A 25238-nucleotide genomic window follows, 5' to 3' on the forward strand; every position below is an offset into this window, starting at 1 on the left:
TCTGACGGCCCCGGCGGCTGATGGTCCCGAATCAGACACCCGCCGAGGTACTCACATCAGCTGGAGGTGGTTGCATGGCGCTGGCGCAGCAGGCGGTGGGCGGCACGTCCCGTGAGGTGGTTGAAGGCGTCCTTGAACACCGCGTCCTGGGCGTAGTGGTTCGTGAACTCCACGTTGCTGTGGTACCGCTTCAGGACCGCCTTCTTCATCTTCCTGTCGAAGACGAGCCGGAAGGCACCTTCGTCAGCGTTCGCCTGGGCGGCCTGGTCGACTTCGTCATCGGCCATGACCTCCTGTAGCCGCTCTTTGTACATGCTCATGTCCGCGGCGGTCGGTTTGCGGCCGAAGTGTTCGTTGAACAACTCGATGACAGCGGACAGCAGCTCCTTCTCCAGGGAGGAGGGGGTGCTCGTACCGTCGGAGAACCCGGGCAGTTCCTGGGGGCCGTCCGGGTTCAGGCCGAGGTCGTGCTCGCCGGTCTTGAGGACACCGACGTCGACGACCTCCACCTTCCCGATGTCCACACCGCCGTCGCGGCGTCCCGGCAACTTCTTGATCAGGAAGCGGGCGTACTCGAAGAGGCGGTGAAGGTTCGCGTCGGGGAAGTCCATCACCTGTGAGAGGAACCCGTACTTGGTGGTGTAGTCGTTCAGGTTCGAGCGGAACTCCTCAGCCTGGGACCGCTCGTCCTCGTCCTCGCTGTCGGCGATCTCCGTGAACCGTTCGACCGCCGGGTCGAGGAAACGGTTGAGTTCGGGATGGACAGTCTTCTTCTCAACGGAAAGGGCGCTGACCTCAGGAGAGAAATAGGCCTCGGCGAAACCCTCCACCTCCGACTCCACAAGGATGTCCGCTTCGCGCATGAGACGGAGTCTGATGCTGTACAGAACGTCCGGATCGGCCTCTCCGGTAAGCGCCTCCTCGTAGTAGTTCTTGTACGACTCCTTGATCTCCTCGGCGTCGTTGACGAAATCGAGGACGAACAGGTCGCTCTGCGACTTGAGCGGGTGGATGCGGTTGAGCCGGGACAGGGTCTGTACGGCCGCCACGTCCCGGAGACGCTTCTCCACGAACATGGTGGTGAGCAGCGGCTGGTCGAATCCGGTCTGGTACTTGTCAGCGACGACGAGGATCCGGTACTCCGGAGTGTTCCGTGCGGCGGCGCTCCGGTCGTCGGCTCTGGTATAGGCGAACTTTTCAGGTAGTTCCCTCTCGGAGAAGCCGTTGAGCCAGGCCTCGGTCACCTCCTTCCCCTCGTCCTCGTCCTTGAGGGAGCCGGAGAAGGCGACAAGGACACCGGGATCGGGAACCGGGCTCTCCGCCACATGGCGCTTGATCGCCCGGTACAGCTTCAGGGCCGCTTCGCGGGAACGGGTGACCACCATGGCTTTGGCCCGGCCGCCCATCTGCTTCGCGGTAACAGCCTGGAAGTTGTCGATGATGACCTTGGCGTGTTCCGCCAGAGCCTTCTCATTGGTCTCGGCAAGCCTGGCGAGCGCGGCCTTGGCCTTGTCCCGCTCCACCTCGGGGTCGTCGTCGTTGGCGTTGCGCAGCTCCCACCACGTTTTGTACGTGTAGTAGTTGCGCAACGGATCGAGGATGAACCCCTCCTCGATGGCCTGACGCATGGAGTAGGTGTGGAAGGGCTCGTACTTGTCGGTGTCCTTGTTGAAGACACCGAACAGGTTCAGGGTCTTGTGCTTGGGAGTGGCGGTGAAGGCGAAGTAGGACAGGTTGGCGCTGCGCCCACGGTCGGCGGCCGCCCGCAACAGCGCTTCCTCCGTGGTGGTGGGGGCCCCGTCGTCCCCGGAGTCGTCATCGGCGTCCAGGCCGAGATCACGCAGGATCTTCTTGACGTCCTTGGCCGCCTCACCACTCTGGGAGGAGTGGGCCTCGTCGACGACGATGGCGAACTTGTTGCCCTTGATGTCCGTGGGCTGCTCGCGCAGGTACTCGATGAGGGCGGGGAAGGTCTGCAGGGTGACGACGATGATCCGCTCACTTGACGCTGACAGCGCCTTGGCCAACTGGGACGACTTGGAGCCGCCCTTGCCGCCGATGTTCTTCACCACACCCTTGACCTGGGAGAAGCTGCCCACGGTGTCCTGCAACTGCCGATCCAGGACAGAGCGGTCGGTGATGATGAACGTCTTGTCGAAGACGGCGGTATCAGGTTCGAGCCCCGCCGCGACGGCGTCCGGGTCCATGTCGGCGGGGTTCGCGGGGGTGTGCAGGGAGGAGAGGCGGTGGGCGAGCCAGGCGATGGTGTTGGACTTGCCCGAACCGGCCGAGTGCATGACCAGGTAGTTGTGCCCCGCGCCGTGCCGTGCGGCGTGCCCGACGAGGGAGCGCACGGCGTGCCACTGGTGGTACCGGGGGAAGATGACACTCTCTCGCTTGACTCCTCGGGAGTTCTTGTCCCGTTTGGTGTGCACGAACCGTCGCAGTAGGTCCAACCAGTTGTCGAACTCCCAGACTTCCTCCCACAGGTAGGCCGTGCGGTAACCGGTCTGATCGGCGGCGGGCAGCGGGTTACCTGCCCCGCCCAGGCGTCCGGCACCTTCGGAGCCGGTGTTGAACGGCAGGAAGCGCGTCTTCTCGCCCTCCAGCCGGGTGGTGAGGAAGACCAAATCGGGGTCGACCGCGAAATGCACCAGAGTGCGTTTGGTGAAGAGGAGTTCGCGCGGATCCCGGTCGTGGGAGTACTGGTGCTTGGCGTGGTTAACGTTCTGCCCAGTGAGCGGGTTCTTGAGTTCAGCTGTGGCAACGGGCAAACCGTTGACGAACAGCGCCAGATCCAGCGAGGGTCTGCCCCGGTCCGCGCTCATGGTGGCGTAGCGGAACTGTCGGGTGACGCTGAGACGATTCTGGTTGTAGTCGGCCAGAGCGTTCTCGGCGACGGTGTGTGAGGGCTTGAAGTAGGCGAGTTTGAACTGCACCCCGTAGACGGTGACCTCGCCGCGCAGGATGTCGAGCGTGCCCTCGTTGTTGATGCGCTTGACGAGGGTCGTCGTGAACTCGCGGCGTGCACTGTCCCGGTCGTCCCCGCAGAGGGAGATGAGCTTCTTGAACTTGGTGTTCTGTGTGGCTTCGATGAACCTGAAGAGCTGCGCGGTGTCCAGTCCGAGGTCGGCCTCGTAGCCCTCGTTGTCTCCCTGGACCCAGCCACGCTCCAGCAGGGAGGAGACAATGTGGTCCTCGAAGGTTCTCTCGTCATGGACGGGGCTCATGACACATCAGCTCCTCGCGCGGTGGTGACGTCGATCTGACCGGTGACGGCGGCAGTGATCAGGGCGCGCTTGCGTTCTTCCAGCAGATCGATCTGACGTTCCACAGACTCCAAAAGGGAATCAATTTTGTGCAACTTGGAACGAATTCCACCAACTATCTTTCTTTGATTCGAAACGGACGGCAGGGGAATTTTTATCGAAAATAGGTCGGGCATGAATATCGTGACATTAGTAGTGCCAACTTGAACACTCTTGAAGTACTGACCCATTGACCGGAGGACATAGAGTAGGTAATAAGGATCCAATCGATTCCCACAAGTCCACGTAACAAAATGCTGGCTCACTGCCATGTCACGACCCATAATCGTGGAAAAACCAACCGAAGCGGTTCGAGAAAGCACAACAGTTCCAGCAGGGTGCAGGCAAGCCGAAGAATTTTCCATCCCGACTTCACTGATCATCTGCCGAGTATCCGAAAGGGACTCCTGGCGCGAATCCCTCATCCGACCAACATCAAAAAGGGAAATCCACGGGATCGAGCAGTTTTTCCAATAATCCACTCGAGTTCTACTAGGAGTGTGACCACTTCCCAGCTTGGCCACATACTTCAATGGCACAACATCCCAAACATCCGGAATGGTGGGCGCCCAATCGAGACCAGACTCTCGGCGCCCCACCCCCTCATACGCCCCTGTCACCTCATGAAAGATTGTCCCCGACCTTTTCTCTTCAAGGAGATCACGAACGCCTTGAGCAGCACTCAGCATCTGGTCAATTCTAAAAACTTCAGAATCAAGGAAGTCTGCGATTTTCCGCTGTTCACCGAGGCCAGGAACCCAAACTTCGAAATTCCTCACAAAATCGTCAGGAACACGCTTCTGTCCAGCAACCCCGTACATTTCCGCCTCGCCCATACAAAGAAATGGGCAAGAATGCATTATATACGAAAGGAACCGGGCATCAAGCACTCCAGTTGGCCGAATAACATGAAGTTCAGTCGTTCCCGCACCAACCCCAGAGCGCAATCCGTTGACAAAAATCGACCTAGACGCTTCAAACGTTGGCGTGATCTTCGGAACCAGGACATCACCGTCCTGGAAACGAGTAAACCCTGTGACAACGTCAGACTTTTTTCTGATTTCACTAAGTTCAGCCCACTTCCCCGGCCAGACAGACTCCATCCGAATAAAAGAGATATCTGCGTCACCAGGGAGACGGTCGAAGGCTGGAGACGAGGGATTTACTTGGGCAGCATGGCGCAGTCGCATGATGGTCACTTGGCCACCTCACCAAGAAGTCGCCGGATTTCGCCCTCAAGCTCCTTGAGCTCCCTATCAATCTCCTCAAGGGGTCGAGGATTTTCATAAATATGGAAGTGGCGGGTAAACGGGATTTCGTAACCGATCTTCGTCTTTTCCTTCTCTGCCCAGGCATCAGGAACGTGTGGCAGGACCTCGCGCTCCATGTAGGCGTCGATGTCCTCGTCCAACGGGATGTTCTCGAAGTCGCGCAGCTCCGAATCCGGCTCGGGTTTGCCCTTCTTGAGCTGCACCTCGCCCTCGGGGTCGCGCACCGAAACCACGTTCCACACGGCCTTGGTCACCGCCGGCGGCGGCTTGCTGACGCCACCTTCAGCGAACGCCTGCTGCATACGGTCGGCGAACTCGGTTCTCTTAAAGCAGGGCTCCACACCGACAAGCGGCCGCAGGGAGTCGATCAGCGCTTCTCGCTGTTCGTACTTGGCCGTCGTACGGCCCTTCTCCAAGGCAGCAGCCAGCTCGCTGAGGGCGTCTTCCGTGACCTCGAAGCGAAGCTTCAGCGGACGCTCCACCGTGACGCGCTGGTAGCCGAAGTCCTCGTTGCCGAAAACCTTCACCTTGCCGTGCAGCGGATGTTCTGAGTCAGCCGCCACACTCAACGCGTTCGCGTACAGGTCCCGCAGCTCGGTGATCTGCTCATCGGTGAACTGCTTGCGCTTGTTCCCCAGGGACTTGCGCATCTTCACCCAGTGGTCTCGGGCATCCACGAGCATGACCTTGCCCTGGTGCGCCTCGTCCTTACGGTTGCTGAGGATCCAGAAGTAGGTGGAGATCCCGGTGTTGTAGAAGAGCTGGTCGGGGAGCGCCACGATGGCCTCCAACCAGTCGTTCTCCAGGATCCAGCGGCGGATCTCGGACTCTCCTGACTCAGCGGCACCGGTGAACAGCGGGGACCCGTTGAAGACGATCGCGATGCGGCTGCCGCCACCCTCATCGGTCACCGGCTTCATCTTCGAGATCATGTGCTGGAGGAACAGCAGCGACCCGTCATTGATACGCGGCAGCCCCGCCTCGAACCGGCCTGTGGAGCCGAGATCGTGCTCGTTCTCCACCTCTTCCTTGACCTTCTTCCACTCCACACCGAAGGGCGGGTTGGCCAGCATGTAGTCGAACTTGCGGGACCCGTGCCTGTCATGGCTGAAGGAGTTGCCGAGCTTGATGTGCTCGGGGTCCTGCCCCTTGATCATGAGGTCGGAACGGCAGATCGCCCAGGACTCCTCGTTGAGTTCCTGACCGAACACGACCACGTTGGCCTGGGGGTTCCGTTCCTTGATGTGGTTGTACACCTCGGTGAGCATCCCCCCTGTGCCGCACGCCGGGTCCAGGACCTGCTTGACGACACCCGGTTCGCTCAGCTCGCCCTCGTCTGGCGCCAGGAGGAGGTCGGCCATGAGCTTGATGACCTCGCGAGGGGTGAAGTGCTCACCAGCGGTCTCGTTGGAGATCTCGGAGAACCTCCGAATGAGGTCCTCGAAGAGATAACCCATCTGGAGGTTGGAGACCCGCTCCGGTGACAGGTCGAAGTCGGCGAACTTGCCGACCACCCGGTAGAGCAGATCAGCGCTCTGCAACTTGCGGATGTGGGTGGCGAAGTCGTACTTCTCCAGCAATTCCTGAGCGTTGGGAGAGAAGGCGTTGATGAAATGGGTGAGGTTGTTCGCCGCCTGCTCCGGATCCTCCGCGATGCGCTTGAAGGTCAGGGAGCTGGTGTTGAAGAAGAGCTGTTCGGACGCCTCCAGGACCATGTCGTCGTGGACGGCGAGGCCCTTGTACTCCTTGTGCGCGTCCAACACCGCCTGTTTAGTCGGCGCCAGGACGCAGTCCAGGCGGCGCAGCACGACGAACGGCAGGACCACCTTTCGGTAATCGGACTGCCTGTAGTCACCACGGAGCAGATCCGCGACCGACCAGACGAAGCCGACCAGCTCCTGATGGGTACTCGAGTTCACCGGGGTCCTTCCAAGGGGTGTACAGCTGTGAGGGTTGTTCGTAGAGGGGTTCGGAGTTCCAAGTCTGGCTGATTCAGCGCGTACCCGTGCCGTCCTCCGGGAGAGCGGGGTGCGACGGCGCCAGCAGTCCCGCACGCAGCCCGCTGGAGAGCCGCTCCCCCAGCTCCCCGGCGGCCTCGCGGGCGCGGTCGAGCTGGGCACGGAACTCGTGGAGCTCACGGAACGCGGCACCGTAGCGCCGCTGCTCCTCCAGGGAGAGCAGCGGCACGCCCAGCCTCCTCAGGTCCACGCGGACGATGGTGGACCCGAGCCCGGCCCTGCGCAGGTTGTCCTCGTCCTCCAGGAAACCGGCCAGGAACCAGGGGTCGAGGTGCGCCGGGTCGGGTCTGAGCAGGTGCAGGTTATCCCCTAGGAGCGCTCCCGCGTCCCCGTCCGCGGCCACCCGGGCCCGGGACGATCCGCGCCTGGCCAACGCAGCGGGGACGACCACGTCACCGGGGCGGATCTCCACCCGCTCCCGCGCGGTCTCCCCCGCACCGGACACGGCCAGGCTCCCGCTCGGCCCTCCTCCTCCGAGTACGTCGGACAGGGTCAGCATCCGGGCCGGGGTCCCACTGTTCACCGTCTCAGCCGAGGCCGGGCCCGTCCCGGCCGACGGCACCCGGTACACGACCAGCGCGCCGGAACGGGCGAGGTCGGCGACGGTGGTCATCCGCCACTCCCCCGCCTTCCGCGCGGACCACTTCTTCCCGGGCACGGAGGAGCTCGTGTCCTCCAGTGCCCGCAGGAGTCTTCGGCGCTCCCTGCCCGTCCACATGAGCACCTCCCGTGCGCTCACCTCGGGGGCCGCCACGGGCAGGTGGCGCTGTGGCGTCAGGTCCACGCTGTCGTCCAGCAGTTCGATCGCCGGGACCGTCCGGCAGAACCCGGGCACGTCCTCGACCTCGTCCGGTGCGTCGAGGAAGCCCCGCCAGGCGTCCACGACACCGCGGCTCAGCTTCTCCCACTCGACGGGGCGGCGCTCCACCTCGTCAGGCTCCCGGCCGTCCTCCCCGTCCTCGCCACCGGCCGCGGAGTCGACGAACAGCACCCGGGGTTCGGCGGTAGCCGCCGGATCGATCTGCTGCAGCACCCACAGGTGCAGTCCCACGTGCACGGGAGCCGCGGCGCCCACCGGCAGGCCGATGACGGCCCGCAGCGCACCCCGACGCAGCAGTTCCCGGCGGATACGCCGTCCCGAGGGCCGGGAGGCCGCGGCCGGAGGCATGAGCACCACGGTCCGGCCGCCGGGGAGGGTGTGGGCCAGGCAGTGCTGGATCCAGGCCAGCTCGGACTCGGCGCGGGGCGGCACCCCGTAGGCCCAGCGCTCGTCGTAGGCGAGCTGCTCGACGCCCCAGTCCTTCTGGTTGAAGGGCGGGTTGCACAGCACCGCCTCGAAGAGGCGCCCCGTGTAGGCGTCGCCGGTCAGGGAGTCGCCGTCGACGACCTCGCCGGGCACGTCTCCGACCAGCAGTCCCAGCCTCGCACGGGCCAGGTGCGCCATGGCGGTGACGACCTCCTGGCCGTGGACTCCGGCCGCACCCTCCTCCGCCGCCGCCCGGAGCAGGGTTCCACTGCCACAGGCGGGGTCGAAGACCTCGGCTCCGCGTACACCGGCGAGTTCGGCCATGAGGTGGGACAGTGACCCAGGTGTGATGTGCGCCTTGCCACCCAGGGCGCGCAAGTAGGCGTCATGCAGGTAATCGGAGAGTTCTCGGGCTCCTTCCGGGGTCTCGGCCTCCTCGCGCAGCGTGCGGATGAGGTCGGCGCCGCCGGGCTGCGCGGCCAGCCGTTCCTCCGCCGTTCCGACGGCCGCGCCGCCGTCCCGAGACAGATGGAGCAGGGCCTCCTGGACACCGGCGACAACCTCCCCCAGGGCGCCTCCGCCTCCGGCGGTCGCGCGCACCTGTTCCCAGACGCGTTCGTGGGGCGCCCGCTCGGGCAGGCGCCCGCCGCGATCGAGCCACTCCTCCACCTGGACCCGGTCGAACAGGGCGCGGCTTCCCACGCCGCCGACCGGCTGGGGGAAGTCTCCGTGGCGTCGGCGCCAGTTGCTGACCGTGGTCCGACTCACCTGTGCGATCCGGGCGATGTCAGCCGAGGTCACGTTCTGGGTCTCCACCGCTGGAGCCCTCCTTTCCGAGGATGGGAACAGTACACCACAACAGAACGCGGGTTGACAATGTTTTCACTCATTCTCTAAGTTGACAGCATCGGCGACGCCCGCCGTGACCTCGCACCCCCTGGAGTCGGCCATGTCCATGCCCATGCCGCTGCCCTTCGAGCAGGACGAGCCTCAGTCTGGTCCGCGCAGGGTCACGTCCTCCGAGTTGCTCGACATCCGCGAAGCCGAGTGGCGCCCACTCCTGGACGGCGTCTCCCTCGTCTCCGAGGCTCCCATCAGCCAGAGAGAGCTGAAGCAGGCCGCCAAGGCCCTGGGAACGGTCTTCACCAGCTGGCTCAACGCCGACATGCAGCCCCGGCTGCACCACTGGCCCGCGTGCACGGCGGCCGTCACGGTCGGTATCGCCACGGCCCACTACTCCGGCGGCAGGCTGTGGCCCGACCTGTGGCAGCACACCGGCGTACCCCCCGCCCGGCAGGTCAACACCGTCTGGGGAAACGGGTTCCTGCGCTCCCTGGACGTGCTGGGGTTGGAACCGTTCACCGCGGACACCCAGTACAGGTACGTCGGCCCCATCGTCATGCACTCGGGCATCCCCACCTATTGCTTGCGCGACGTGTTCACCCTCATCCTGCGGCGGGCCCACGCCGACCCCGGCCTGGACGCCCACGGGCTGCACCAATGGGCCCTGGGCGGGCAGTTCCGACTCCGGGACCTGGACAAGCCCGCGCAGCGGTTCCTGGCCTCCGGGCGCGACTACGCCCTGGAGACCATCGAGCGGTGCATGCACCTGCTCGAACTCCTCCAGGACGACGCCACCGCGACCTGTCGGGAGGCCGGTCTTCCCGAGCGCTTCCACGGACCCGCCACACAGGCCCTGGAACTCGCCGGCACCGAGGGCACACTGCCCGCGTGGGACCGTTCCTCACCCACCCGGAGGCGGGCCCTTCGCCCCAGCCTTCGCCTGGACCCCTACGTACACGGCGTCCACGTCCAACTTCCCGTTGACGAGCACGGGGAGGACGTGCGCTGGAACATCGTCACCGACGAGGAGAGCCACAGCGTCCGGCAGCGCTGGGCGGGCGGGGAACAGACCGTGTTCACCCTCTCCCGGCCGACGCGCGGCGTGTCCGTGTCCCCGAACGGCACGGACGCCTGGCAGAAGCTGACCCTGATCGACCCCGACGATCCGCTCCTACTCTTCACCGAGGACGGCGCGCTGGTCAGCACCGGTCTGGCCCTGCCTCCCGGATCGGTCTGGGCCCTGTACCCCGGGGACCGCACGTTGGAACGCTCCTCGGGCGTCGGGGTCGACGAGATCGGGGACGCCCCCTACGGATGGCAGGGGTGGGAACTGGTCCGGCTGCACACGGAGCGCGGTTCCTGGATCGGTCTGGACGCGAGCCTTCCGCACCGGGTCCAGGGACGCCCTCGCCCTGAGGTGGAGCTGGCCGTACCCGTCGCCGGGGTCACCACCGTGCACGGAGCCCCGGTGTACGCGGCCCCGCCCACAGTCCTGCTGCCCGAGGACGCCGGCTCGGCGACGGCCTGGGACGTGGACGTCCTGTCCGCCGACACCGGCCGCACACTGGCCCGGACCCCTGCAACCGGAGGCGGACGCGTGCGGCCCTTCGCGCAGCTCGCCTCTCCGGTCGTCGGTTCCTTCACTGTTCGGGTGCGCGGCCCGCTGGGCCGGGGCACACAGCTCCAGGTGGCCGTGGCGGAAGGGCTGGCGGTCACGCACGGTCCTCGCGTCCGGGTACTGGAACCGCGAGGGTTGGCCCCGGCTCGTTCGGAGCTGACCGCTCCGGAGGGTGTACGGGCCGAACCGGCCGTGCACGAGTTCGCTCCGGAGCAGACCTCCCATGCGGCCACCGTCAGCGCGGGCACCTCCCAGCTGCCCGTCACGATCCGCCCTCCGCACCTGCGCGTCCTGACCACCGGTGGGCACACCCCGCACTGGAGCGCCGAACCGCTGCGGCTGGACACCGAGACGCTGTCCGAGGCCGGGGACCTGCTGGTCCGGCTCCCCGAGGGTGAGAGTCCCGAGCTCCTGGGCGAACTGTGCGTGCGTGACGGCACGAAGGTGCTGCAGTGGGTACGGGCCCGCCAGGACGCCTCGGGGCGCACCGCGCGCTACCCGCTCGCCCAGATCACCGACACCGCCGCCGGACACGCGAGTCTGAACCTGGCGGTGGGCTACGCCGCCCGTGTCGTGCCCGTGGCCGCCCTCCTCCCCCGCCGTCTGGCCTCCGGCGCCCGCCACCAGGACGGGGACATCCGCTTGGAGGCCTTCCTGGGGGTGCCGGACGTGAGCGCGGCGGTGTACACACTGCACGCTCCCTGGCGTCCCCCGGAGGTGCTCTCGGTCTCCCCCGAGGGCAGGATCACGCTGCCGGAGGACGGGCGCGTCGCGGGACCGCTGCTCGTGCTCCTGGGCGTGGACGACCCCTGGGCGGTCTCCGACTGGCCCAGGTGGCCCGAGCCCGGCACCGCGAACCTGCTGCCCTGTACCGTCCCCGGACGCCCGCACGGCACGGACCCGCAGGAGGAGGTCCTGTGCCAGGCCTTCGCGAGCGGAGACCTGACCGGGGCCGTCGGTCAGGACAGCGCCGCCAACACCGCCCGGCTCTGGCGGCTCCTGGGCACGGCGGACCTGCTGCACCGCTCGGGGCTACCGGAGGACGCGGTGCTCGGGGCCCGCAAGGCCCTGACCGCGCGTCCCCTGGACGCGCTGCTGACTCACCCGGACGCGGACCTGTCACCCCAGCAGAGCGTGCACGCCCTGGTCCTCTCCGGACTCGCCGCCGCACCGCTCGGCGCGGGAGGCGATCCGGAGTGGGCGGCCGGCCTGTGGAGCCGCCTGCCCGTGGCGGCCTGTCTCGCGGGCGGCCGTGTCCTGGCCCGGTGCGACCTCGGCGCCCCGGAGCCCGGGCACACCGAGTTCCTGGAGCAGATGGAGCAGCGCTGCGGGCGCGGCGCCAGGGAGATCCTGGAGCACGGCACCGATCCCTACGGCGGCACGGGGCGGTTCGACGCGGCCACCCAGAGCATGACCGCACTGTCACAGGAGCAGTTCGAGGCGCTGTGGCGGGCCGCACGAGTGGTCCCCCGGGCCCTGCTGGACGGAGACTCTCGCACCAACGCGGCCCTGGGCCTGTTCACCGTCCGCGACACGCCGGGCCTTCGCCTGGTCCGCAAGCACGGCGCCGACATCGTCCACCCCGTCCTGCGCGGCCTCTCCCGGCTGGAGCAGCACTACCAGAGCACCGCGACGGCACTGGTCCGGTCGCGCTACACCCCCGACGCCCGACCGTGGCTCAACCTGCCCGCCGTCTCCCTGGCCATGGCCGTCACCGCGCGTCTGTGCGCCCGCGGCTTCCCCCTGTTCGTCTCTCTCGCCCAGGCCCAGCGCAGGACCTGGGAGTGCCTGGCCAAGGCCGCGCCCGACCTGGTAGCCACCGACATCGTCCTGGCCGAACTCACCCTCTCCGGTGCCGAGCGCACCCCCAAACGCGAGGAGCAGCCGTGACCCGGCGACTCGACCCGATCGACGTCAGCGCACAGATCAGCACCACCTACCGGCGCTACCTGCGATCACTACTGCCGGTACGCGACCCCGTGCTCGCCTCGGCGTTGGACGAGCGGATCGCCTCCAGCGAGCTGCTGGCCAAAGGTCCGCTGCTGGAGGCCACCCCGCCCTACGAGACCGGCAGCACCCCCGCGGAGCTCGTTCGCGAAGGGGTGCTCTCACGCGGGTTCCTCTCGCCGAGCGGACCTGACATCGACCTGGAACGGCCCCTGTACGTGCACCAGGAGGAGGCGATCCGCAAGGCTCGGGCGGGGCGCAACCTGGTGGTGGCCACCGGTACGGGTTCGGGCAAGACCGAGAGCTTCCTGGTCCCGATCCTCAACGAGCTGGAGCGCCAGCACGAGAGAGGTGAACTGGGCCCGGGAGTGCGGGCCGTGCTGCTCTACCCGATGAACGCGCTGGCCAACGACCAGCTCAAGCGACTGCGGAAACTACTGGCCGTCAGCCCCCACATCACCTTCGGCCGCTACACGGGTGAGACGAAGGAGAGCGAGGCCAAGGCGCTGGAGGCCTACCAGGCCCTGCACCACGGCGAGGGGGTCCTGCCCAACGAGCTGCTGAGCCGGGAGCGGATGCGCCAGAGTCCACCGCACCTGCTGCTGACCAACTACGCGATGCTCGAGTACCTGCTGCTGCGTCCAGCCGACCTGGACCTGTTCGAGGGAGCGCACGCCGGGCACTGGAAGTTCATCGCTCTGGACGAGGCGCACGTCTACGACGGCGCCAAGGCCGCCGAGATCGCCATGCTGTTGCGACGCCTGCGCGACCGGGTCGCCCCCGACCGCCAGCTCCAGTGCATCGCCACCAGCGCCACGGTGGGCGATGACCCGCACAAGGTCATGGACTTCGCCGCGAAACTGTTCCACGCGCCCTTCGAGTGGAACGACGCCGACCCCGACCGGCAGGACCTGGTGACCGCCACCCGGCGCGACACCGTCACCGAGAACACGTGGGGGCCTCTCCCCGTCCTGGAGTACCAGGCTCTGGCCGAGGCCGAGGATCCGGCCAGGGCCCTGGCCGCCGTGGCCAGACGCCACGTGATCGGCGGCGCGGACGCCTCCGCCCTCCTGGCCGGCGAACGCCGGATCCAGTACCTGCGGGTGCTCATGGCCAAGGACGGACCGCGCCCCCTAGAGGAACTGGCCGAGGAGCTCTTCACCGCGGTCCCCGACGCCGAGGATGGTCAGGGGACACGGACCCCTGTCGAACGGACGCGGGCCCTGGCCTCACTGGTGGCACTGGGCAGCAGGGTGTGCGACGACCGCGGGAACCCGTTGCTGTCGGCCCGTTACCACCTGTTCACCCGGGCCACGGACGGGGCCTTCACCTGCCTGGGCGAGCAGGGACCGCACGTGTCGCTGGCCCGGCACGAGGAGTGCGAGACCTGCGCGGCGCCCGCGTTCGAGCTGGGCGCCTGCAAACGCTGCGGCGACGTCTACGTGATGGGCACCCAGGTCCCCGACGGTCAGGGGCGGCGTCTGGTGCCCCAGCGCTCTCCCAGAGAGGCCGCCGAGTGGTTCTACCTGGGCACCGCACCCACCACCGTGGACGATGACGACGACACCCTGGAGGCGCCCGGCGATCACAAGGCCGAACCGCGCTTCCTGTGCACCGGCTGCGGCACGGTCTGCATCGAGGCGAACGGCCCCTGCGCGGTGTCGTGTCCGGCCCGCGCGATGCGCCCGGTGCGGGTGATCAAGAGCAAGAGCCGCAACCCCGACACCGCCCCATGCCTGCGCTGCGGTGCCCGGGGCTCCGAGACCCTGCGCCGCTTCCAGAGCGGTAACGACGCGGCCGCCGCGGTCGTGGCCACCGCGCTCTACCAGGCTCTGCCAGAGGACCCCGACGAGAAGGTGGCCGATCGGCCCGGCGGTGGACGCAAACTCCTCACCTTCAGCGACAGCCGCCAGTCCGCGGCGTTCTTCGCCCCCTACCTGCGGAGTACCTACGAGGTGTTCCAGCGGCGCAGGCTCATCCTGGAGGCGATGGCCGACATCCACGACTCCGATCCCGACGAGCACATCGGGGTGGAGGATCTCGTCGACGCCACCGCGAAGGCGGCCAAGCGCGCCGGGTTCTTCGACCGCAAGGCCTCCAGGTACGAGCGGATCAACACCGTGTCCCCCTGGGTGCTGAGCGAGATGGTCACCACTGACGACCGCCAGTCCCTGGAGGGACGTGGACTGCTGCGCGTGGGCCTGCTGCGGCCCGAAGGCGTGCGGATCCCGCCGGCTTTCACCCAGCGCCTGGGGCTCGGCGAGGACGAGGTGTGGAACCTCTTCGGTGAGCTCGTACGGACCCTGCGCCAGCAGGGAGCGCTGACCATGCCCGAGGAGGTGGCCCCCGACGACGAGGTGTTCGCTCCCCGGCGCGGTCCCATCTTCGCGCGTCTAGAGGGTAGTGACCGCCCCCGCAAGGTCCTGAGCTGGCTGCCCACCAAGGGAGTCAACCGCAGGCTCGACTACATGCGTCGCCTTCTGGAACGGCTGGACGTGGACGAGGACCCCGCCAAGGTCCTGGAAGCGGTGTGGAAGACCCTGACCAAGGCCGAGGACGGCTGGCTGGTCACCTCCCAGGAGCGGGGACTGGGCTCAGTCCTCCAGGTCGGCCACCGGGACCTGACAGTCGAGCTGGTCGAGCCCGGCAACGCCCCCTACCAGTGCGACGGCTGCCTGCGTCTGCACCCGGTGTCGGTGCGCGATGTGTGCCCCACCCTCAACTGCACGGGAAGCCTGGCGCCCTACGAGGTCCCCGAGCCCGGCAAGGACGAGGACCACTACCGGCAGCTGTACCGCACCCTCAACCCGGTCGCGCTGACCGCGCAGGAGCACACCGCCCAGTGGTCGAGCGAACGGGCCGCCGAGATCCAACAGGACTTCGTCAAGGGCCGGGTCAACGCCCTGTCCTGCTCCACCACCTTCGAGCTGGGGGTGGACGTGGGCGAACTCCAGTCGGTGTTCATGCGCAATATGCCGCCGACCACCGCCAACTACGTGCAGCGGGCCGGACGGGCCGGACGGCGGGCCGACTCCGCCGCGCTGGTGGTCACCTACGCCCAGCGCCGCTCCCACGACATGTTCCGCTACCAGGAGCCGGAGAGGATGATCGCCGGGGAGGTGCGGGCTCCCTACGTGCCACTGGCCAACGAGCGCATCGACCGCAGGCACGCCCACTCGGTGGCGCTGGCGGCGTTCTTCCGGGAATGGCACCGGGAGACCGGCGAGTCCTGGAACACCGTCGGTGAGTTCTTCCGCCCGGAGAGGGAGGGTTCCCCCGCCCCCTACACCAGGGTCGCGGACTTCCTTTCCCCCGTCCCGGGCCACGTGACCTCCGCGCTGGAGCGCATCCTGCCCGAGGAGGTCGCCCGAAAACTGGACCTGGAGGGCGGAGCCTGGGTGTCCCACCTGCGCGAGATGCTGAGAATCCTGGGCAAGGAGGTCACAGCCGACGTCGCCGACTTCGAACAGCGGCGGCTGGAGGCGTTCGAGGCCCGCAACAGCTCCCTGGCAGCACGTTTCGAGCGCACCATCAACACCGTGACCGGGCGTTCGCTGTTGGGGTTCCTGGCCACACGCAACGTGCTGCCCAAGTACGGGTTCCCCATCGACACCGTGGAGTTGCGTACCCACCACTCCGGCGAGCCGGTCGGCCGCAGCCTGGAGCTGGCCCGCGACCTGTCTTCGGCGATCTACGAGTACGCCCCCGGCAGCTCGGTGGTTGCGGGCGGCAAGCGGTGGACGTCGGCGGGGGTGTACCGACTGCCCGGCAAGGAGCTGTTGGTCAACTACTACCGGGTGTGTGAGGGGTGCGGGCACTACGCGGAGTCCCGGGACGAGTTGGACCAGGTGTGCCCGTCGTGTTCAACCGCGTACAAGGGCGCGCCCACCAAGTACTGCGTCCCCCAGTTCGGGTTCGTCGCCAGTGCGAAGGTCGAACCCGCGGGGTCGGTGCCACCCAGGATCTCCTGGCACGGGTTCACCCACGTCGTGAACCTGGCCGCCGAGCCAGAGGACCACCCCTGGAGCCTTCCCGGTGGCGAGGTGCTGTGCCGGGCGGGGAGCCGAGGGGAACTGGTGGCCGTCGCCGACGGACCGAGCGGGCTCGGGTTCCTCATCTGCGACCGGTGCGGCTGGGGACAGGGGGTGGCCAGTGGTCGAAAGCCCAAGAAGCACCTCCACCCGCTCAAGGGCACTGACTGCGACGGTCCGACCCGTCGCCTGTCCCTGGCCCACCGCTACGAGACCGACATCATGGAGGTCTCCTTCGGAGGCGCCCTGGACATGGGCCGCGCGAACGACCCGGTTCGCTATTCGCTGCTGTTCGCACTGTTGGAGGGGGCTTCGTCGGCCCTGGACATCAGCCGCGACGACATCGGCGGCACGCTGTTCCGGCGTGTGGGCGGGACCATGAACCCGGTGCTGTTCGACACGGTGCCCGGCGGGGCGGGAGGCCCGGTCAGGATCGCCGCCAACTTCCCGAAGGTACTGGAGGCCGCCCACGACCGGGTGGCCAGGTGTGACTGCGGTGTGGAGACATCCTGCTACAGCTGCCTGCGCAACTACCGTAACCAGCACTTCCACGACCGGCTGCGGCGTGACGCGGCGTTGCGGGCGTTGGAGACGCTGCTGGGTTGAGAGATACCGGCCAGGGTCGAGGGCATTCGTCCCGGATGCGACACATCGTCTCCGTCCCTCTTCGGAAGGTGTGAGAACACCGTTTGAACAGCTCCCCTGCCGTCGGGGGACGGAGACCGGGCGCGGGACCTTCTTCCTCGGGCCACGGCGACGGCGGGCGAGCAGGGCTACCGCAGCGACCCCGGACACGACCGTGACGGCGGAGACGATGGCGGGAGGGGTCCTCTTCCAGCTGGTGAAGACCTTGGCTCGGAGCTCTCCCCACCCGTTCCGACGCAGCATGAGCTCCGCCGTCTACAACCAGTGCTGCTCAATGTGACGCCCCTCATCTGGGAAAAGAACGACCGGAACGGAGGAAGACAAGACGCTGTCGGCGACACAGGAATCGCGGAGATCATGGGCGTGGAGGCCGACCTCGGTCACGCCACGTTCTTCGACACTTCCGACAAGTACGGCATCAAAACACCAAGGATTAGGAACGAGGCAACCTACTTCGACATGAGGATTCTCCTCTCACGCCGCAAGAGTCCCGTCCCTGATGCGTTGGCGCCTCCTCCCATCTCTGTCACAGAGGAGCCTTCCCCTTAACGGGTCCGTCCTTTCTATCCGTGTCCGAGGCTCCACCAACGTCCGCGAAGTGACTCAGGGCCCTGTTCTCTTCTACTCACCAACCGGTAACAGACGCCCCCGTGCCGGACGCGTTGGCGAAGGCCCTACCGAGCCTTCAGCCCCGGTGCGGGGTGTGTCCGCCGGTTCGGCCCTGAGGCGGTCACCGGTTCGAGAGTGAACCGCAGCCCTCTTGTACCTACGACCCGAGGCGCATCAGCAGGGCTCGTTGCGACCGGGCTGCCACGCCCGGCGCCTCGGGTCGTCCACGGCGAACTCCATGAGAGGCTCGACCGCTCTCCGCGATCCTGGACGGGGAATCGCCACCCAGCGACGGTGGTGAACCGACGTGACGGGCAGCCAGAGCAGAGGAAGGGAACACGATGCGGGAGACGCGCCTGTTGGGTAGGGACTGGTGCGGGGCACGCCTTCAACTGGTCCGGGACGCCTTTCTGGCCATCGTGGATGACGAGTCCGAAACCGGCCTTCTCACCGACGGCTTCCGCGCAATCGCCTTCGGCCTGACGAGCCGCCGCCCTCTGGGCCCCGGACTCTCCTTCGGCGCCCCGATCCACCTGGTCGACCTTCCCGCGCTAGGATCCGAACCGGTTCTGGCGTTCACCACGTCCAAGGACATGGTGATCGCCGACGTGCGTGACGGGTCCGCTCTGAAGACCTTCCCCCTACCTGGCACACGGACGGGGGAACAGGTCTATGACGTGTGCTACTTGGCCCTGGGCCACTACGGAGGCCGCGACCTGCTCTTCCTGCATGAGGGCGGCTACGGGACCTAAGACCACTGGGTGTCGGCGACGGACCTGGCCACCGGCGAGCCGGTCCCCGGGATGACCTACGAGCACTACCGATACCGGGAGATCAGCGAGCGCCTCACCCTACGCCACGGCTACCTGGCATGGCCCACCACCGAGGAGGTCGTCGAAGTCCATTCCGACGACCTCACCGTCCTCGACAAGTCCTTCCTCTACGTACAACAGGCGGATGACGGCTCCTGGGTGGGGAAGATCCGCCTCCACAGCGGGATCCCCGAGGACCGGGACGTCGAGATCACTCACGCGGCCGGGCACACCTACCTCGCCGAGGCCGGAGACATCATCACCCTGCCCGACCTGGAGCCGGTGCTTCCGGAGGACCCGTGGACGATGGTGTCGCGGATGACCGAGTGGGGCGACCGTCCGGTCGCCGTCCTCGTCCAGGAGCGAAGCTACTCGCAGGGCCGACTCGTCGTCCACCAACTCGGTACGCATGTGCTCGGCCACCGCAGCGCCCCGACCGCCGGCCGCTCTCAATCAGAGTCCTTCCGGTCCTGGCCTCCGGCCTGCGGTGGCCGATTCGGTCGGTTCAACTGCTGGCCGGGGCGCCTTGTCGAACCGGTCCGTGCCGAGAGTGTGCCGGGGGCTCCGGTCGCCCGGCCCCGGTCGACGTAGGGGTCACGCATCACGGGCGGTTCGTCGATGGCTTCGGGCTGAACGACGACTTCTGAGACGTCGTGTTCATCCTCGTCCTGGCGGCGTTCGTACTCTTCCGGGGGCAGGACCTTCTTCCACCTTCGTGTCCGCATCGCCGGCAGCTCTCCGGCGTCTTCCCGAAGAGCTCGATACACCGCGTACATCTGGAAGTATCCCATCACGAAGAACGGCAGGCCGACGAGGACGACGATCTTCTCGAGCGCTCCCAGACCGCCGGTTCCGGAGAACACCAGCAGAGTGGCGGTTACCACGGCGATGGCGACGGCCCAGAAGATGCGCTGCCCCAACGGGTTGAAGTCCTCATGGCCGTTGGCCATCGTGTCGGTCACCAGCGCCGCGGAATCCACCGAGGTGATGAAGAAGACCACCACCAGGACGATGGCGAGCACCGAGGTGAAGGGGGTGGCGGGGTAGTGCTCCAAGAACGTGAACAGCGCCCCGGGGATGTCCTGCTGCTCCACGACACTTTCGACCAGGCCGCCCTCACCGTTGAGCTCGATGTCGAAAGCGGAGAACCCGAAGATGCCGAACCACAGCACCGAGAAACCGGACGGAATGAGGAGTACTCCGGTGATGAACTGACGGATGGTGCGGCCCTTGGAGATCCGGGCGATGAAGATGCCCACGAACGGTGACCAGCTGATCGTCCAGGCCCAATAGAACACCGTCCAGTTGGACTGCCAACCGGTGTCGGCGAAGGTGTCATTCCACAAGGCCAGTTCCGGCAGATTCACTATGTAACGGCCCAGCGCTTCGATGGTGCCCTGGAGCACGAAGAGAGTGGAACCGGTCAGCAGGATGAACACCAGCAGACCCACGGCCATCCAAATGTTTATATTGGACAGGCGTTTGATGCCGCGGTCCAGACCCAACGCGACGGAGATCATCGCGGCCCCGCCGACGACGCCGATGATGACCAGTTGCCACACGGCGTTCTCCGGGATGCCGAGCACACGGTTGACTCCGCTGTTGATCTGCAGAGCACCCAGTCCGAGAGAGACCGCGACGCCAAAGACCGTGCCGACGATGGCAACGATGTCGATGAACTTACCGATCGGCCCGTGGATCCCCTCACCGAGAATCGGCTGGAAGATTGAGCTGACACGCGGAGGAAGGTTCCGCTTGTGGATGAAGTAGGCGAAGCACAGCGCTGGCAGGGTGAAGATCGCCCAAGTGTGCAGGGTGAAATGATAGAGCGTGAAGTTCATCGCGTCCGCGGCAGCAGCTGCTGTCTCCGGCTCCACGCCCAGGGATGGGCCCCGCGGCGGATCACCGAAATGACTGATGGGTTCGGCCACGCCCCAGAACATCAGAATGCTACCGATGCCAGCGGCGAAGAGCATCGCGAACCAAGCCGGACCGGAGTGCTCGGGCTCTTCGTCGTCGGGGCCCAGCTTCACCCGCCCGAATCGGCTGGCGGCAACATAAACCAGAAAAACCAGAAACAACGTGAGGCCGAGAATGTAGAACCAGCCCAGGTTGGCGTACAGCCAGTCCGAGGCGACGGTGACGGCTGCATCCAGCGGCTCGGTGAAGATGATGGTGACAAGCACGAACACGATGACCACCGCGGCCGCGCCGAAGAATACCGGCGGCGAGGTACGCAGCCGCAGGGCGTCGTGTAGACGGATCAGCACGTAATCGACTCCTCGAACTGGACGCTGGCTTACCGGGGCCGTGGCCAGGCGACCCTGTGAGCGTACTGTTCCCGCCCACGTCTTGCTTCTATCCGGGAAGTCATGTCGCCACCCTCGTCCGGAGAAGGACTGCCTGACTTCACTCCCCATCGCCTCTCGTTCCCCGGGCTACCCTCGACCACGGGCAGCACACCTTCACACCGAGCCGCACCAAGGGCCTACGAACCCGCGCTGGCCCACGTCGATCCCGCCCGGCTTCCCGGACGGTGTGACTCCGGGCAGGACGGAGAGGGGGACCGGGACGCCACCCTCGTCACCGCCCACTCCGACAAGGAGATGGCGGCCCCACCTGGAAGAAGACCTACGGATTCCATCCGCTGTGCGCGTTCATCGACCACGGCGAACGCCGCCCCGCGCGAGGGCACGCCCGGCCGCCCGTCAGGAGCGACACGATCAACCCGTCGTACGGCCGATCCGCTCGTACACGGGCGCCAGCCGGGAGGCGGCGCCCGGGGTGGAACCCTCCCAGTGCGCGAGCGGATCGAAGGAACGGGGCGGGGCCAGACGCACGGGCTCCCCCACGGTCCAGAAGTCGGCGACGTGATCGACCAACGGCGCCACCTCCACTCCCAGTTCTCCGCCCGGCCCGCTCCCGCTCCCCGAGGCGTCCAGGGCTGCGTTCCCCTCGTCCTCGGCCCTTCCCAGCCACGCGAAGAGCAGCAGCGGGGCGTCGTCGAGCGCCGAAGCCCACGTGTACAGGACCGCGGCGCCGTGTTTGCAGGGATGCCCCGGTCCGGGCAGGTGCAGTGGATGTCGAGGTCGTCGGCGGAGTCGGGAAAGAGCCGCGCCCCATGGCGGGCGAACACCTCCTCGACGTCCCCGGGAAGTTCGTCGGCGAGCAGGTCCGCGGTGGCGTCGGGATCCTGTGCCAGGTCCTCCAGGATCCGGCCCCACCGGTAGTCCTCGATGGTCTGGTAGACGACGACCACCCGGTAGGGCCGCCCTCGTGAACCCTGGACGGAGGCGCTGACCATGGCGTGTTCGGTGTCGACGGTCAGGTTCATGACCGCGCCGCGCCGCGCGTAGGTCCGTCCCCGTGACAGTCTGCCGGGATCGCCGTCCGCGATTCCCTGGAGCGCCACGGGGTTCGGTCTCCGGCCCGGACTGGAACAGACATCGGCAAGTGTGTTCAGCCCTACGGGGCGGCCTGGGACACCGATGCCGCCCTCGGGCCCCGGAGCCCAGGACCTCGATGACCGCATCCGGCCATATCCCCAGCGCCGATGCGCACACGCGTGACCTGCTCGTATCCCGGTTGGCGGTCGCCCCACAGCACGCCCCCGAAAGTGACGTGCGATACCAGGTACCCACGGGTCTCCTCGCGTTCTCCCTGGTCATGTCAACGCCACCTGCTCATACGCGCGTATCCGCACCGCACGGGCAAAATCCTCGGCAACCGGACGAAGGATTGGAAAACGTCCCACCCCTGTGGAACTCTCGGTGAGTGCGCGGCCACCCGACATACGGTCCGCCACCGCCCTCCACCGCCCCCGACGGAGCAGGAGCCCCCACATGTCCGCGTGGAACATCCAGGTGTCCGAGGTCAACGGAGTCCTGCGCAACGTCTCCGGTCTCATCGGTGACGAGGAGGGCACCACCGGGCTGTCCGGTGAGTACACCGACCTCGGCACGCGCCTGGAGGAGGTGAACTCCGCGGCTTCGAGCATCCCCATCAGCATCGCGCTCGGGGAGTTCGGCACGCACTTCCTCGGCGTCGTCGGGGAGATGATCACCCTGAGCGCGAGCGCCACCGGGGGCGCGGGCGAGGCCACGATGCACTACGCGAACGGCAACCTGGAGATGGCCGAGAACGCCCAGGCCAACGCGGGAACGGTGCCCGATCCTCCCGCGATCCAGCCGCACTGACCCTCGCGCCCGGGGCTCCCCAGGGCTCAGCGCTGCGCCGGGCAGGGCGCCGTGGCCAACGTACCCCTTTCCCGTCCCCGTCTCCCCTGACGCCCCTCCGGCCCTCTGCCCTCCCCCATCCCCGAAGGCCCCATGGAATTCACCTCCTTCTCCACAGAGTCGTGCGCACCCGCCGGCGACGGCGGGATCGTCCCCGGCCTGGTCCCCATCCCCAACGTCGACCCCGACGAGCTCGACGAGGCCGTCGACCGACTGCGCGCCGTCGGCGAGGCCATCGAGGAGTCGGGTGAGGGCATCACCTCCACCTGGGCCTCCCTCACCGGCGTCTACGTGGCGCCGGAGGCCGACACCCTGCTCAGCGTCCTGGACCCGGTCTCCTCCGACGGATCCGCCGTCGCGACCGGCATCAGGGACGCCGCCAGCGCGCTGGAGACCTTCGCCGAGACCGCACGCGAACTCAAGTCCCGCCTCACAGGTCTCAAGGCGGAGGCCGAGGCCTTCCGCGCCGACGTGGGCTGGGACAGGGAGTGGCTGGAGGACGAGGACGAGCGCGAGCGCAACAACGACCTGAACAACCGGGTCGCCGCGGCCGTCCACGAGTACCAGGAGGCCGAACGCACCTGCGCCAACGCGATCGGCCAGCACTACGGCGGCACCTTCTTCACCGGCCACAGCGACAAGGCCAACCACGACCAGACCTCCACCGGTGGTGACCGCACCTGGCAGGTGTACGGGACGGCCTCGGCCCCCGTGAACCAGGCCAACCCGTGGGGTTCCGCGGTGGACGAGCCACCCGGCGCATTGGAGAACGTCTTCTGGGGCCTGGGCGACATCGCCGTCGGTGCGGTGGTCGGACTGGGGGTCACCACCGGGCTGTACCGGGACGGCCGTTTCGCCTATCCCTTCGGTACCGAGCACGGCCAGAACCTCCTCACGAACTGGGAGGAGGCCAAGGGCAGCTTCTGGGCGCTGGCGGGCTCGGACGGACAGGGCGAGTGGATCGCGCCGGAGAGCCTGGACGCGCAGTACCACAACGCGAAGGAGGCGTGGCAGGCGTACGGCGACGCCATCGTTCCGGTGAGCGAGTGGGAGGGCAGACCGGAGTACACCGTCGTGAACGGCGCGGGAAACGTCGCGCTCATGGCCCTCCCCCTGGGCTGGGGCAGGGTCTTCCTCGACGGCCCCGACCTGGGGTCTGGGTCCGGGTCGGGATCGGGGTCTGACGGTAACGGCTCCCCTGACGGCGGTCACAGCAGCCACGGTGTGGACGGCGCCGGTAACGGGCTCCGCGGTACCGACACGGTGGGCATGGCCACCACCGCTCCCACCGGGGGCCAGCCCGACCCGGGCAACGCTATCGGCGGGATGCACGAGTCCCTGTCCGGTCTGGAGAGCCAGTCCGGCGGATCTACGGCCTCTGAAGGTACACCGTCAGGTTCCCCCACTCCGGCACCGTCCCCGGAGGCCCCCACCGGACCCAGCGGGAACACTCCCTCGCTGGACGAGGGCGGGACGGCTCTGAACGGCGGGGGCAGCTCGGCCGGGAGCGAGGCCGATGCACCGCGAGGCGCCGACGATCCGACCACCCAGGCCCTGCGCGACGGTACCTCGGACAGCGGCGCCGACACCTCCAGCGCCCCCTGGGCGACCTCCCCAGTCAACGACGGCTCCACCTCGGGGCAGGAGAGTCCCACGGCCCCGGTTTCCGGCCCCGTCAGCGGGGAGGGCTCCACTATCGCGGCAGAGAACACCAACGCTGACGGCGGAACCAGCACCGACAGGGTCCACAACGATGCGTCGGATGGCTCTCAATACAGTGGCAGCACCGTACCCGGGGAAGCGAACAGCTCCGAGAGCCCCGTGGTACGCCCCGAGGACGAGGAGAGCCAGACACCCGAGGATTCCGGTGGTGGCTCGCACTCGGGTTCCGGTACCGATGAACCCGGGGCTGGAGGGGACGGTCCGGATGATGCTCCCGATGACTCCTTCTACTTCTCCGAAGGAGACAGGAACAGGGAGTCGGGTTTCACAACACACAGAGACGCCAGCGGAAACCTGAGTCCGGAGGACACCGATCTCTACAATGACACTCGGAGTGCGCTCGATGAGGTGGGCCTCAGCAAGGACGACCAGCGTCAGGTCATGGAAATGCTACAGGAGAACAAAGCCGGCGAGGGGAAGAGCGTAGCCGAGATCATCGCATCCGGTGAACTGAACGGATTCAGGGGATACGGAAATTTCCTCACGAAGTTCTCCTCGGTACGCGCGGAAGTTTTCTCGGGCGCGGCCGCCGAAATTCGGTTCGCGTTCGACCTGGCGGGAAGGCCCGGAAGCACGCAGGGAAGGGACATAGTCTTTCCTCAGGGCGGCAGAGCGAACGACGATGTCGATACCATGATTACAGGTGACACAAGGGAAGAACATTTCTCCTACCAGGTGAAGTCCATCAATAGCGTCGGCGGGATACGCAAGCACCTACCAAAGATCATCAACCAGCTCTCCGGAGAGACCGCCATGAACACCAGGAAGATCGCCATCATCGAAGTCGATGCACCCGTTGGTGATTTTCACGCCAAACCATACCTCAAGAACATCGTCAAACACAATGCGGATCAACACTCCGTCGGCTTTAGGATTTTCTTCAAGGACGGCGTCGTCACCATTCCACCGGACGCGGTCATCTACCCCTAGAGA

The 25238-nt window shown here is 66.9% G+C and carries 13 protein-coding genes; 7 read left to right on the forward strand and 6 right to left on the reverse strand.

Annotated features, from left to right (window positions below; translation table 11 throughout):
• Window positions 1-56 precede the first annotated feature (56 nt).
• From ACSTA4_RS18320 to ACSTA4_RS18335, 4 genes are all read right to left on the reverse strand, one after another.
• Complete coding sequence (locus ACSTA4_RS18320) at window positions 57-3230, reverse strand: type I restriction endonuclease subunit R (RefSeq protein ID WP_444960342.1); 3174 nt, start codon at window positions 3228-3230, stop codon at window positions 57-59.
• Window positions 3227-4498, reverse strand: a complete 1272-nt coding sequence (locus tag ACSTA4_RS18325; protein WP_444964207.1) for a restriction endonuclease subunit S — start codon at window positions 4496-4498, stop codon at window positions 3227-3229. Before ACSTA4_RS18325 ends, ACSTA4_RS18320 begins: the two co-directional genes overlap by 4 nt.
• A gap of 5 nt (window positions 4499-4503) precedes the next feature.
• Complete coding sequence (locus ACSTA4_RS18330; RefSeq protein WP_444960343.1) at window positions 4504-6498, reverse strand: type I restriction-modification system subunit M; 1995 nt, start codon at window positions 6496-6498, stop codon at window positions 4504-4506.
• A 73-nt stretch (window positions 6499-6571) separates the two neighbouring features.
• The gene (locus ACSTA4_RS18335) at window positions 6572-8659 is read right to left on the reverse strand and encodes an N-6 DNA methylase (RefSeq protein ID WP_444960344.1); all 2088 of its coding nucleotides are present in this window, start codon (window positions 8657-8659) and stop codon (window positions 6572-6574) included.
• 106 nt (window positions 8660-8765) lie between these two features.
• Between ACSTA4_RS18335 and ACSTA4_RS18340 the strand changes: the two genes are divergently transcribed.
• The 4 genes from ACSTA4_RS18340 to ACSTA4_RS18355 all read left to right on the forward strand — a co-directional run bounded on the left by ACSTA4_RS18340 (window position 8766) and on the right by ACSTA4_RS18355 (window position 18288).
• The gene (locus tag ACSTA4_RS18340) at window positions 8766-12194 is read left to right on the forward strand and encodes a hypothetical protein (RefSeq protein WP_444960345.1); all 3429 of its coding nucleotides are present in this window, start codon (window positions 8766-8768) and stop codon (window positions 12192-12194) included.
• Window positions 12191-16888, forward strand: coding sequence for a DEAD/DEAH box helicase (locus tag ACSTA4_RS18345; RefSeq protein ID WP_444960346.1), 4698 nt, complete (start codon window positions 12191-12193; stop codon window positions 16886-16888). The genes ACSTA4_RS18340 and ACSTA4_RS18345 overlap by 4 nt, the downstream gene beginning before the upstream one ends.
• Before the next feature lie 303 nt (window positions 16889-17191).
• Window positions 17192-17476, forward strand: coding sequence for a hypothetical protein (locus ACSTA4_RS18350; protein WP_444960347.1), 285 nt, complete (start codon window positions 17192-17194; stop codon window positions 17474-17476).
• A 401-nt stretch (window positions 17477-17877) separates the two neighbouring features.
• Window positions 17878-18288: a hypothetical protein gene (locus ACSTA4_RS18355; protein WP_444960348.1), complete on the forward strand. Its 411-nt coding sequence runs from the start codon at window positions 17878-17880 to the stop codon at window positions 18286-18288.
• Between the two features lie 509 nt (window positions 18289-18797).
• Here ACSTA4_RS18355 and ACSTA4_RS18360 read toward each other — a convergent pair.
• Complete coding sequence (locus ACSTA4_RS18360; RefSeq protein WP_444960349.1) at window positions 18798-20618, reverse strand: BCCT family transporter; 1821 nt, start codon at window positions 20616-20618, stop codon at window positions 18798-18800.
• A 453-nt stretch (window positions 20619-21071) separates the two neighbouring features.
• Window positions 21072-21230 carry a hypothetical protein gene (locus ACSTA4_RS18365; RefSeq protein WP_444960350.1) on the reverse strand — a complete coding sequence of 53 codons (159 nt, stop codon included), beginning with the start codon at window positions 21228-21230 and terminating at the stop codon, window positions 21072-21074.
• Between the two features lie 194 nt (window positions 21231-21424).
• On the opposite strand from ACSTA4_RS18365, the gene ACSTA4_RS18370 reads away from it, so the two are divergent.
• The 3 genes from ACSTA4_RS18370 (at window position 21425) to ACSTA4_RS18380 (ending at window position 25235) form a co-directional block, all read left to right on the forward strand.
• Window positions 21425-21628: a hypothetical protein gene (locus tag ACSTA4_RS18370; protein ID WP_444960351.1), complete on the forward strand. Its 204-nt coding sequence runs from the start codon at window positions 21425-21427 to the stop codon at window positions 21626-21628.
• Between the two features lie 562 nt (window positions 21629-22190).
• Window positions 22191-22544 (forward strand): DUF6507 family protein, encoded by a 354-nt coding sequence (locus ACSTA4_RS18375; RefSeq protein ID WP_378810087.1) that lies wholly within the window; start codon window positions 22191-22193, stop codon window positions 22542-22544.
• 132 nt (window positions 22545-22676) lie between these two features.
• Entirely contained in the window at window positions 22677-25235 is a 2559-nt protein-coding gene (locus ACSTA4_RS18380) for a hypothetical protein (RefSeq protein WP_444960352.1), read from the forward strand.
• Window positions 25236-25238 lie beyond the last annotated feature (3 nt).

The sequence above is a fragment of the Nocardiopsis sp. M1B1 genome (genome assembly GCF_052466615.1).

What these genes read in the sequence shown, in the direction of transcription:
- ACSTA4_RS18325 (WP_444964207.1), bottom strand. Translation starts at nt 4,498, where the DNA reads ATGCGACTGCGCCATGCTGCCCAAGTAAATCCCTCGTCTCCAGCCTTC.
- ACSTA4_RS18320 (WP_444960342.1), bottom strand. Translation starts at nt 3,230, where the DNA reads ATGAGCCCCGTCCATGACGAGAGAACCTTCGAGGACCACATTGTCTCC.
- ACSTA4_RS18355 (WP_444960348.1), top strand. Translation starts at nt 17,878, where the DNA reads ATGCGGGAGACGCGCCTGTTGGGTAGGGACTGGTGCGGGGCACGCCTT.
- ACSTA4_RS18380 (WP_444960352.1), top strand. Translation starts at nt 22,677, where the DNA reads ATGGAATTCACCTCCTTCTCCACAGAGTCGTGCGCACCCGCCGGCGAC.
- ACSTA4_RS18375 (WP_378810087.1), top strand. Translation starts at nt 22,191, where the DNA reads ATGTCCGCGTGGAACATCCAGGTGTCCGAGGTCAACGGAGTCCTGCGC.